The sequence below is a fragment of the Paenibacillus sp. MDV22-iso6 genome, assembly GCF_058408365.1.
In genome coordinates, this window is the sequence record NZ_JBZVDZ010000007.1 from 271002 (window position 1) to 282849 (window position 11848).

Annotated in this window: 11 protein-coding genes; 1 reads left to right on the plus strand and 10 read right to left on the minus strand. The window is 46.2% G+C overall.

What is annotated here, in order from left to right:
• Nucleotides 1-42: 42 nt before the first annotated feature.
• The 3 genes from AC4PM4_RS20840 to mntR form a co-directional block, all read right to left on the minus strand.
• Nucleotides 43-1044, minus strand: a complete 1002-nt coding sequence (locus tag AC4PM4_RS20840; protein WP_079694120.1) for a patatin-like phospholipase family protein — start codon at nt 1042-1044, stop codon at nt 43-45.
• An 84-nt stretch (nt 1045-1128) separates the two neighbouring features.
• Nucleotides 1129-2727 carry a family 10 glycosylhydrolase gene (locus tag AC4PM4_RS20845; RefSeq protein ID WP_491614474.1) on the minus strand — a complete coding sequence of 533 codons (1599 nt, stop codon included), beginning with the start codon at nt 2725-2727 and terminating at the stop codon, nt 1129-1131.
• Nucleotides 2728-2935: 208 nt separating this feature from the next.
• A complete protein-coding gene (gene mntR / locus AC4PM4_RS20850) occupies nt 2936-3364 on the minus strand; it encodes a transcriptional regulator MntR (protein WP_063565683.1) in 429 nt (142 codons plus the stop codon).
• Nucleotides 3365-3596: 232 nt separating this feature from the next.
• Here mntR and splB point away from each other — a divergent pair, with 232 nt between their 5' ends.
• Nucleotides 3597-4667 carry a spore photoproduct lyase gene (gene splB, locus AC4PM4_RS20855; protein WP_063565682.1) on the plus strand — a complete coding sequence of 357 codons (1071 nt, stop codon included), beginning with the start codon at nt 3597-3599 and terminating at the stop codon, nt 4665-4667.
• Between the two features lie 141 nt (nt 4668-4808).
• On the opposite strand, the gene AC4PM4_RS20860 is transcribed toward splB, so the two are convergent.
• From AC4PM4_RS20860 to AC4PM4_RS20890, 7 genes are all read right to left on the minus strand, one after another.
• Nucleotides 4809-5522, minus strand: coding sequence for a cytochrome c biogenesis CcdA family protein (locus AC4PM4_RS20860; protein WP_024631017.1), 714 nt, complete (start codon nt 5520-5522; stop codon nt 4809-4811).
• Between the two features lie 48 nt (nt 5523-5570).
• Nucleotides 5571-6374, minus strand: a complete 804-nt coding sequence (locus tag AC4PM4_RS20865; RefSeq protein WP_063565681.1) for a metal ABC transporter permease — start codon at nt 6372-6374, stop codon at nt 5571-5573.
• Between the two features lie 48 nt (nt 6375-6422).
• Complete coding sequence (locus tag AC4PM4_RS20870) at nt 6423-7199, minus strand: metal ABC transporter ATP-binding protein (protein ID WP_491614476.1); 777 nt, start codon at nt 7197-7199, stop codon at nt 6423-6425.
• Between the two features lie 37 nt (nt 7200-7236).
• Entirely contained in the window at nt 7237-8220 is a 984-nt protein-coding gene (locus AC4PM4_RS20875) for a metal ABC transporter solute-binding protein, Zn/Mn family (protein WP_269055211.1), read from the minus strand.
• A 319-nt stretch (nt 8221-8539) separates the two neighbouring features.
• Nucleotides 8540-10609: a methionine--tRNA ligase gene (metG, locus tag AC4PM4_RS20880; protein ID WP_256338050.1), complete on the minus strand. Its 2070-nt coding sequence runs from the start codon at nt 10607-10609 to the stop codon at nt 8540-8542.
• Between the two features lie 392 nt (nt 10610-11001).
• Nucleotides 11002-11253 (minus strand): membrane protein insertion efficiency factor YidD, encoded by a 252-nt coding sequence (yidD, locus tag AC4PM4_RS20885; RefSeq protein ID WP_024631022.1) that lies wholly within the window; start codon nt 11251-11253, stop codon nt 11002-11004.
• A 2-nt stretch (nt 11254-11255) separates the two neighbouring features.
• Nucleotides 11256-11720 (minus strand): Fur family transcriptional regulator, encoded by a 465-nt coding sequence (locus tag AC4PM4_RS20890; protein WP_064636708.1) that lies wholly within the window; start codon nt 11718-11720, stop codon nt 11256-11258.
• Nucleotides 11721-11848 lie beyond the last annotated feature (128 nt).

An 11848-nucleotide genomic window follows, 5' to 3' on the forward strand; every position in this document is an offset into this window, starting at 1 on the left:
AAAAGCAATTCTCCAAACATGCGGAGAATTGCTTTTTCATTTTTATACAGGAGTCAGCGGTGGTGTTTCCGCTTGTTTTTTTCTCAGTTCTCGTCTTTGTTTGTCCAGCTGCTCACCATATATCTTGGTATTCCATCCACTGAAAAATTCAGTACCGGCGGTGACCCCAGATTGATATAATGCTGTACTGTCCTGTACAGAAAGGTGAAATTCTGTCGGTTTAATCCCAAGGGTAGGAATTTTCACAGTACGGAATCGATTAACCTGTTCGATATATCGCTCATCATGAGCAGTTAGCATCGTTTCAACCAATGCCTGAAGCATACTTAGAGGTCCTCTGATTCTAGCTGGCTCTCCTTCGGTTTTGCCAACCATTTTAAAACCGACTACAGGGATGAGATCTCCTCCACGTTCTGTACGCTCTCCATCAAACAGCCAGAGCGGAAAATTGCTCAGCAATGCTCCATCGACGATGTAAACAAACTGGTCCGCAAAACGTAATCCTTTGGACAGGATCGGGGATCTGCGAATGGCAACCGGGTCGAAGAAATAGGGGATACTGCAGCTCATACGTACAGCCTTGGCTACTTCCAGTTTCGAAGGTTCAATTCCGAATCGTTTGATATCGTCTGGAAGCACCAAAATAGTGCCGTTGGAAATGTCGGATGCAATGATTAGCAACTTACCTGGAGGCAGATCAGCAAACGTCCGAACTCCCTTTTTTTTCAGCATATCCCGAATCCAGCATTCCAGCGCTTCCCCAGAATATAGACCTTTCTTCAAAAACAGCCTTGCTGCGGGTCCGATCCACTTGGTATCAAATATGGGGGAACGTCGCAGTAACGAAGCAAACGGCGTATTCTCGATAATGCCTTTCATCTCTTCCGCCGAATAGCCAGCCGCCAGCAAAGCGGCTACGATGGAACCCGAGGACGTGCCCGCTACGCGATTGAACTCAACACCGTGATCTTCTGCACCCTTTACGGCGCCGGCAAGCGAAATCCCCTTTACACCGCCACCTTCAAATACTCCATTAATCAACACAATAAAACCCCCGTTCTCCAGGCAGTCCATGCTACTACTGCCACTGTATGAGAACAGGGGTTGGTCATATTACGTTAAAATGTTTTACAGTCCATAATAGGCTTTTAATTTGGCGATCAAGCCGAGCGGATTTTTCGTCAAGTACTGTGAACTGAAGAAAATATCCCCTTTCACCGTATCATATTTCTCATTATATATAAGCTGATCAATGATCTCCTGGGATGTCTGCCACCCGATTTCCGGTGTGCCCAGCTTATAAGGAGAGTGACCAATATACAATTTCACATCGGTATTTGCCACTTCATTGGCCCACCAGTCAACCACCTTGTCATATCGTGCTGCACTTAGTGTCATGCTCCAGTACACTTGGGGTGCAACATAGTCAATCCACTCCTGCTTGATCCAAGTCCGCACATCTGCATTCATGCTGTCATAAGCGGTTACTCCGGCTTTTGTATCAGAACCTGTCATATCAACTGATTTGTTACGCCATACACCAAATGGGCTAATGCCATATTCAACGCCAGCTTTCACCTTGTGGATGCTCTCTCCGAGCTGCTTGACGAATTGATTGATATTTTCCCGGCGCCATTCTGCACGGTCACTCGTATTCAATGTGTTGTATGCTTTGAAAGTCGCATCATCATTAAACGTTACATTGGAAGGATAGAAGTAATCATCCAAATGTACGCCATCAACATCATACTGATTAACCACTTCCATGATGGAATCAATAATATGCTGTCTCGCTTCCGGAATGCCTGGATTAATATACAGTTTGCCTGATGCGTTAACAATCCAGTCCGGGTGAAGCTTGGATACATGATTGGCAGCAAGACCGGTTGTCGTTGCGGAGTTAGTAGCCCGGAACGGGTTGAACCAAGCATGGAACTCAAGACCACGCTTGTGAGCTTCCTCGATCATAAATGCAAGTGGATCATACCCGGGATCTTTCCCCTGTGTACCTGTCAGCACGCTATTCCACGGTACAAGACCTGATGGATAGATCGCATCCCCATTGGCTCGCACTTGAACAAATACGGCATTGATCCCCATATCCTTCAACGTATCAAGCTGCTGAATGAACTCCAACTTTTGTTTTTCTACATTCCCTTTGGCACTAGATGAAGGCCAGTCTCCATTTACAGTCGAAATCCAGGCTCCTCGCATCTCATCCGTATTTGGCGTAGTTCCCGTGCCTCCAGGCTCTGCTGGTGTCACTGGAGTAGGATTGGGAGCATTGCCTGTGGCCAGATTAATCGTCTGCTCAGACTGGTTCCAGGTGACCTGGATTCCCAAGTTCTCACTGACAAATCGAATCGGTACCATGACGCGGCCTTGTTTCAGTTCTACTGATGCATCAAGATCAACCACGGTACTATCCACCGTTGCCTGCTGGCGTCCACTTGTCATCGTAATGACTGAATCGGACTTCTTGATTGTAACTGTGCGGGTAGCCTGTGACCAAAGTACAGATGCACCCAGTCCTTCGCTAATAACACGCAGAGGGACCATCGTTACATTTACTTTGGGCAAAATGTAAGGTGATACATCCGACTCCAAACGCTGACCATCCAAATAAATAACAATTTCCTTTTGACTAGCTGCCTGCGCCGTCAGTCCTGATGTTTGAAAACCCAGAACAAAAATGAGCAGCAGGATCAATCCTTTACGAAGCTTCATCAGTGCAATCCTCCAAAATAATTATAAATTCGCGGCAAATTCTGCTAGTTTAATAGACGCTCCTAATGATTGTTAAGTTGCGAATAAACGCCAAATTTTGGTCAAAAAAAAGCAAAAGGACGCTTCCAACCGTTTTAGCGGCAGGTGCATCCTCTGATTTTGAATAGATATTCATTGTAATTTTTCAAGTGATTCTGGCTTTAAAACCTTAAGATTCTGTATTGCTCATGACATCCTGAATACTTTTAAGATCACGCAGTCGATTCTCATCCTGGCGGAAATATTCAACCAAAGATTCGATGCAGGTAATGGAATCCCAACTCAAATGGTGTTCAATTCCTTCAACATCCTGGTAAATATTTTCTTCCTGAACACCAATCGTCGTCAAAAATTGTTCAAGCAGATGATGGCGCTCCATCAACCGTTTGCCCATCTTTTTGCCTTTTGGCGTAAGCACCAGCCCGCGGTACTTCTCATAGATCAGGTACTCGTCTTTGTCCAGCTTTTGGATCATCTTCGTCACCGATGAAGGATGTACTTCCAAACCTTCAGCTATATCAGACACACGAGCATAGCCCTTTTCATCAATTAATTTGTATATACGCTCCAAATAATCTTCCATACTGGGCGTTGGCATCTGCTTCCCTCTCTTCTCTCTGACCGGCAATATTCTTGCCTGGTCACTATCTTATAATGATACATGTTATCAATACGCATTGGCAAGTCCTGCACAATTCATTCACTATTTACAGTCCATAAAACACTCCTCAGGGCTCGATTTCCTTCACCATTACGCAAGTATTGGCAAGGGTGACTTATCCCGAAACGAGGCAAACTAAGCAAGGTTCCGTATTGAAAGGAGTGATTTCGTGAGTACAAGTGTAGCGCATCCACCCGTTCGCAAAGCAAAAGGCACTAAACCCTTTATTCCCGATTTGGTGTATTTTGAACCCGGTGCGCTGGAATATGAGAAAGGTAAACGAATTATGGAATGGGTTACCTCTAGGGATATCCCATATCAGATGACGACATCCCATAATCGAATTACCAATCTCCCTGGTGAAACGGAACAGGAAAAGTACCGAATGGCGAAGCGTACCCTTGTCGTCGGCGTGCGTAAAACACTCAAGTTTGACCAATCGAAGCCTTCGGCGGAATATGCCATTCCCATCTCAACAGGCTGTATGGGCCACTGTCATTATTGTTATCTTCAAACGACTCTTGGGGCCAAGCCCTATGTCCGTGTCTATGTAAACACCGAAGAAATCATTCAGGCCGCCAAGGGATACATTGAGGAGCGCGCACCTGAACTTACCCGTTTTGAAGCAGCCTGTACATCTGATCCCGTAGGTCTGGAGCATATTACGGGAAATCTCGGTGACCTAATTCGTTTTATGGCGGATGAGGAGCACGGGCGACTTCGCTTTGTAACCAAATACCATCATGTTGATCCTTTATTAAACATCAAGCATAACGGACACACTCGTATCCGATTTAGCGTAAATTCCGATTATGTAATCAAAAATTTTGAACCAGCCACCTCACGGTTTGAAGAGCGAATTGAAGCCGCAGGTAAAATAGCTCATGCGGGATACCCGCTCGGATTCATTATTGCCCCAATTATGTGGTACGACGGATGGGAAGAAGGATATAGCGAGCTTTTACAAAAGCTTGCCGATACACTTCCCGAAGAAGCGACCAAGGATCTAACCTTTGAGATGATCCAGCACCGTTTTACCAAAACGGCAAAAGCCACCATTGAGAAGCGATACCCCAAAACCAAGCTGGAGATGGATATCGAAAAGCGGAAAATGAAATGGGGCCGCTGGGGCCAGTACAAATATGTGTATAAGGATGATCAGCAGGATGCCCTGCGCGAGTTTATTACCGAGCGCATTTTTGAGCATTTCCCACTGGCCAATATTGATTACTTCACCTAAGCGTTGACCAGACACTTTTATTAAGAGCTATTGATTAAAAAAGCAGGTTACATGAGTCCAGAATCGTTCTGGTTTCCATGTAGCCTGCTTTGTTCTTATTTAAAATAACCTTCGAGTAAAACAAACACCCTCGTTGCTGCGCTAGATAATCATCCAGTCTGGTGTAATTTGCTGTAGCCAGATCGTAATTTTCGTCATCTGATCCGTAAATAACAGCACCCCGAGGAACAACATTAATGCGCCCCCGGCTTTCATCATGATATTGGAATAACGCAAGATCCATCGTGTAGAACCGATGAAAAAAGCCAGAATGAAGAACGGTAACGCAAATCCAGCTGTGTATCCCGTAATCAAAGCCAACCAGGTTGTTGGTTCGCTCGCAGCCATCGCGATGATGGCAGTCAAAATTGGTCCAATACAAGGTGACCAACCTGCCGAGAAACCAATGCCAAAAATAAAGGAGCCCAAGTAACCCGCTGGTTTCCATTTCATGTCCATCTTACGCTCTTTCATCAGAAATTGAGGTTTGAACAAACCAAGCAGGAATAAACCCATTAACATAATCAAGATCGCGGATAATTGACGAATGAGATCACGGTTATCATTGAAAAATTGGCCAAACAATCCGGCTCCCAGTCCGAGCGAATAAAACACAGCCGAGAAGCCCAAAATAAACGCCAGCGTATGAGTCAATGTCTTGAAGCGAACTTCACGCTGATTGCGCTCATCCTTCAACCGTTGTACCGTCATCCCCGTAATATAGGAAAGATACGATGGATACAGCGGAAGACAGCATGGCGATATAAACGAAGCTAATCCTGCTACAAAAGCCAGCCACACATTAACATCAGGCATGAAGCGGATATCTCCCTTCCCTGGGGGCTCACTTGCTCACGTTCAGACTTAGGCTCGGAACCCTTTTTTTCCAATCATCGTAAGAATCAGCATCATGATAAGCAAAAGTACAATTGTTGCTCCTGGTGCAAGGTTCCAGATCCCGGCCACAACCAGTCCAATGACCACGGCAATTTCGCCAATGACCACGGATAATATAATCGCCGATTTGAAACTTCGTGCCATCAGCAAGCTTACAGCTACCGGAATGGTAAGCAATGCCGATACCAGCAATGCGCCCACGATTTTGATCGCCGTACTAATGACAAGGGCTGTCATCACCGTAATCAGCATGTTAAGCAATTTCACAGGCAATCCGGTAACCGCTGCGGCATCCTCTTCAAAGCTGAGTAGGAAAAACTCCTTATGTAACAGTGCTACAACGACGACCACGATCAACGTTACCACACCAACCAGCTTCAAATCCGTGGAGTCCAGTGTATAAATACTGCCGAACAGGTAACTCATAACATCTGTATTATAACCTTTGCCCAGCGTGAAGAACAACGAAGCCAGCGCTACTCCACCGGACATGATGATCGCGATCGATAACTCGGCGTAACTCTTGTACGCCTTACGCAGTTTCTCTATTGCAAATGATGCGAGCACGGCGAAAATAAGCCCCACAGCAATCGGATACACTTCAATCAGGAATCCGAGTGCAACCCCGGCAATAGTCACATGAGACAGGGTATCCCCGATCATGGATAAACGGCGCAGCACCAAAAACAATCCGATCAACGGAGCGGTGATGCCGATCAGCAATCCCCCCGCCAGCGCCCGCTGAAAAAAATCACTCATTAAAATTTCCAAAACACACACGACTCCTTCGGCCTTGCTCTAATCTGGTTGCACTCGCGTCTAACGTACCTGGGTGGTGGTATGCTGCAAATTAGTCTCGTCACAATCTTCCACCTCATGGGAATGACGGACATGGAAATGAATTTTTCCGTTCGTCACCGCAGCTTTGGAACCGAGATAACTCTCCATCCGGTCCATATCATGTGAAACCATCAGGAATGTCATCCGGTGATGTTCATGCATATGGGTAATGAGTTCAAAAAAGCTGGCCTGGGATTCGGCATCGATACCTACCGTCGGTTCATCCAGAATCAGCAGATCAGGGTGATTAATAAGCGCCCGTGCCAAAAACACACGCTGTTGCTGTCCACCGGACAGTTGTCCGATCCGTTTGTTCGCCAAATCCTCAATCCGCATCACTTGCATAGCATCTGTGCACTGCTGCTGACATTTACGGGACATTCGGCGGAACATATTCTTGTTGTTGTACAATCCAGACATCACGACTTCCCGTACCGTTGCAGGGAACAATGGGTTAAATGCATTCTTCTGCGGAACATAACCAATCCGTTCCCAATCCTTGAATCGGCGGATCGACTGTCCGAATAGCTTGATATCTCCCTCAGCTGGAGGCAAGAGTCCAACCAGCATTCGCAGCAATGTCGTTTTGCCCGCCCCGTTTGAACCGATAATACCGACAAAATCCCTTTCCTGGACCATAAAATCGAGATTTTCGATCACTCGCTGGTCGCCGTAGGAAAATGATAATTTATCGATCTCTATAATTGGATCATGACACAATGGCATGATTTGCTGCATGGCAAAGCCGCCCTTCATTATATATAAGGATTGCAAACGAATCCTTCAGTCTATCTTATTTTAATGCGATCAGCAGATTTTGCAAATTTTTCTCCATTAGGGTGAAATAATCATCCCCGTTGGTAGCCTGTTCTTTGGTTAAACCTTCTACCGGATTCAGGACCATTGTCTCTACACCCGCTTCATTGGCGAGGGTTTTCGCCAGTTTATCAGATACCAGCTCTTCGAAGAAAATGTATTTAATCCCTTCATCCTTCACCAACTTGGCCAACTTCACAATATCTTGACCTGTGGGTTCCGCATCTGGAGAAAGTCCCATAATAGCATGCTGGGTCAACCCATAATCACGTGCAAGATACCCAAAGGCTTGGTGTGATACGACAATTTCCTTATTGGGTACGTTGGACAATTCATCCGTAAAGTGCTGATCCAACGTTTCCAGCTTGGTCCGCAGCTCTTCGTAGCGTTGTTCATATCCTTCTTTATGTGCAGGGTCTACTTCAACCAGGCTGTTTTTAATATTCTCAGCCATTACCATTGCCGATTTTGGACTTACCCACGTATGAGGGTCCACATGATGGTTCGCAATGTCCTCTGCGTTAGCTTCATCTGCATGTTCGTCGCTATGTTCATCCACCTGTTCTTCACCATGACCGTGTCCATCATCACCTTCAGCAGTCAATAGAGTAACCCCTTCACTTACTGCAACTGACTTCACCTTGGTATCGCTATTCAGTGACTTCAGAAAGTTGGGTACCCATCCTTCCAGACCTGCACCATTGTATAGAAACAACTGCGCTTTGGATGTATTCACAATATCTTGACTCTTCGGCGTCCAGTCATGTGGTTCAACACCTGTTGGCAGCAAATTAATGACATTTGCATCTTCCCCACCAATTGTCGAAGTAAACGCATAGACAGGATAGAAGCTCGTAATCACATTCACTTTGCCTTCCACCAGCTTGGCACTCTCCGAATTATTCTGACCGCATGCCGACAATATGAGTAAACTAAGAACAAGCAGACCGCTTAGCAACAATTTTATATGCCTTCTTCTACCTGTCGCTAGAGTCTGGTTTACCTGGTCTAGATTTCTTCCATTATAAAGTTTCACTAGTATTCACTCCGCATCTCTTAATCGTAAACATTACTGAAAGAATTATAGGTAACTTGCTCGAACTTGTCAAGCCGCTCTGTCCTATTCATTCTTTCCTTGAGCACGGAGTTCATAACAGTATATGCTTGTTTTCTTCGCATCAGATCCGATTTCATCCCAAAATAAAAAGTGACCCGATTCTCATCGAGCCACCTTCTATTACAACTATATAAATCAAATCCTTGGTTACACGGTCAAAGTCCTATTTCACTTGTGCGCCATTAGGCATATTATCCGGTACCGTTGCTAGTGTAAGCTGGTCGCCATGGGATGCTGCCAGGATCATGCCCTGGGACAGTTCACCGCGCAATTTCACAGGCTTGAGGTTCGTAACACAGATGACTTTGCGTCCAACCATATCTTCAGGTGAATAAAACTTCGCGATTCCCGATACAACCTGACGTTGCTCATAGCCCAGATCCAGCTGCAACTTCAGCAATTTATCGGCTTTCTTGACCGGTTCACAGGCAATAACTTGAGCGACACGCAATTCCACTTTGGCGAAATCATCAATACCGATCTCTTCTTTGCCTTCTGGTGCTGAGACGGGTTGAGCGGCTTCAGAAGAGCCTCCAGCATCAGCTTGAGCTGCCTCAGGCTGCGCTTCAGCTTTTTTGCCTCCAGTCATCGCTTCAGCAATATAAGCAATCTCCTGTTCAGAGTCCAGACGTGGGAAGATCGGATCACCCTTTTGCAAAGCGTTACCAGCCGGAATAACGCCCCATTGCTTCGCTGAATCCCAAGCCGTCAGTTCACCTTCCTGAATGCCGAGTTGTTCCCAGATTTTGCGCGGAGCACGTGTTAGGAACGGTTGCAAGAGGATGGAAGCAATCCGCAAGCTTTCAATCAGATGCGACATTACCGATGCCAGTTCGTTGCGTTTCGCTTCATCACGAGCCAGAGCCCAAGGCTGAGTCTCGTCAATATATTTGTTACTGCGGCTAACAAACTGACTGATCGCTGTCAACGCTACGGAAAATTGCAGATTTTCCATTGCCTGCTCCACTTTCTCCACAGCAGCAAGACCCGCTTCTTCAAGAGATGCATCAAATTCGGTCACACCAGAAGTAAACTCAGGCGCTTTGCCTTCGAAATATTTGTCCACCATGGCTACCGTACGGTTCAACAGGTTTCCAAGGTCATTTGCCAGGTCGGAGTTCACACGTTCTACAAAGCTTTCTGGAGTAAATGTACCATCTGAACCAAATGGAACTTCACGGAGCAGGTAATAACGCAGTGCATCCAGACCATAACGGTCAATCAAGGTTACCGGGTCAACGACATTACCCTTTGATTTGGACATTTTGCCGTCTTTCATCAACAGCCAACCGTGAGCGAATACTTTCTTCGGTAAAGGTAGGTCCAACGCCATCAGCATAATCGGCCAGTAAATCGTATGGAATCGAACAATTTCTTTCCCTACCAGATGCACGTCCGCAGGCCAGAATTTGTTGTAAAGCGATTCGTCGGATGATCCATAGCCCAGAGCTGTAATATAGTTAGACAACGCATCAATCCATACGTATACAACGTGTTTCGGATCGCCTTTAACTTTGACGCCCCATTCGAAAGTAGTCCGAGATACGGCCAAGTCTTCCAGACCTGGCTTGATGAAGTTGTTGATCATTTCATTTTTGCGGGACTCCGGCTGAATAAAACCCGGATTCTCTTCGTAATATTTCAGCAAACGATCAGCATACTTACTCATCCGGAAGAAGTAGGATTCTTCTTTTACCAGCTCCACCGGATGCCCGCTATCCGGACTTTTAGCCGAGATAATCTCGCCTTTGTCATTCTTCTCCACATCAACCAGCTGGGTTTCCGTGTAATAGGTCTCATCCGGGATACTGTACCAGCCTTCGTACTCACCCTTGTAGATATCCCCTTGTTTCAACAAACGGTCAAAGATATCCTGAACCACTGTTTTGTGGCGCTCTTCCGTCGTACGAATGAAGTCGTCATTGGAAATGTCCAGTTTGTTCCACAGATCCTTGATGCCAACAACGATGTCGTCTATAAAAGCCTGCGGTGACTGCCCTTTCTCTTGTGCCTTGCGTTCAATCTTCTGCCCATGTTCATCGGTTCCTGTCAGATAGTGAGCAGCATAACCACGCAGACGTTTGTATCGAACCATGGCATCACCCGCGACAGTCGTGTACGCGTGCCCGATATGCAGTTTGTCACTCGGATAATAAATCGGTGTTGTCAGATAAAATGTTTTTTGATCAGCCATAGATGACTTCTCCTCCTTCATATAGTCGTGCTTTTTCATTGCATTTGTCTAAAAAAGAACACAAAAAACTCCCGTCCCTGTATGGGACGAGAGTTGCTCTCACGTGTTACCACCCAAATTCCCCGTGCTTTTCACAAACCACAGGCTCTGCCGGTCCTTCGACCGCCCATTAACGCTGGATCACGCCTCAGCCTTACGACAGCCGTTCTAATCAACGTCTGCACGCTCGAAAGAGGTTCCTCCGGGACCATATTCCATCCTCCTCCCAGACCGGTTCTCAGCTCATCCGGCTCTCTGCACTGGCGGTGTGTCTGTACTTATCCCTTCACTGGAAATCATTATACCAAAAATATACTGAAATACTGCCTCCTTTGTCAAGTGGACAGCAATCTTAAATCAACTCAAACCGGCAAAAAACGACCATTAGATCGTTAATCGGATACCATGACAGACTTTTCAGCCTTCGGTGGTACCAGATCCACTCCGCCTGGATGAAACGGATGGCATTTCGCAATACGTTTTGCCGCAAGCAGCGATCCTTTGAACGCACCATGCACCTCAATCGCCTCCATCGCGTAAGCCGAGCATGTAGGATAGAAACGACACGTTGGCGGCTTCAATGGAGAGATATAGCTGCGATACACCCGAATGGGAGCCTGAACCAGTCTGCGAGATAACTTCATCGTCAGTGCTTCCCGTGAGTGTGCTGATGTCCTGATGACACTTTGGCTGGCATATGTTCGGCACAGTCCTTACAGTACCCGAAAACTTCAAATTTATGATCGACAACTTGGAATTGCTCAGGCGCATCTGCAAGCTGCATTGGGCAAAAAACGATTGGATATGTCTTCTGGCATTTCAGACAAATCATATGATGGTGATGGTGATCCTCGCTACAATGTGCTCTGAACTTCACCCCATCTTCAAAGATGACCTGCTCCAGCACACCCAATTCTTGCATGACACGCAAATTCCGGTACACCGTGTCAAAACTCAGTCCGCTGTAAGTCTTACCCATATATTCATAGACGTCCTTGGGTGTCAAATACCCAGGGGATTCAGCAAATAACCGGGCCAGTGTCTTCCGCTGATCCGTAATGCGGAGCCCCTGCGAGGACATGGTAGTAATAATCTGTTCTGTCGACAGCATGATCTAATGCACCTCCTGTCATTCGAGCATTCTGCATAAATCCAAAGAGCGAATTCCTTTCAGCAATACTTAGTTCGAAATGGTTTGATTCGTCTAGGTATTGTACCCGTGAGCCTGTGGAATCAAAT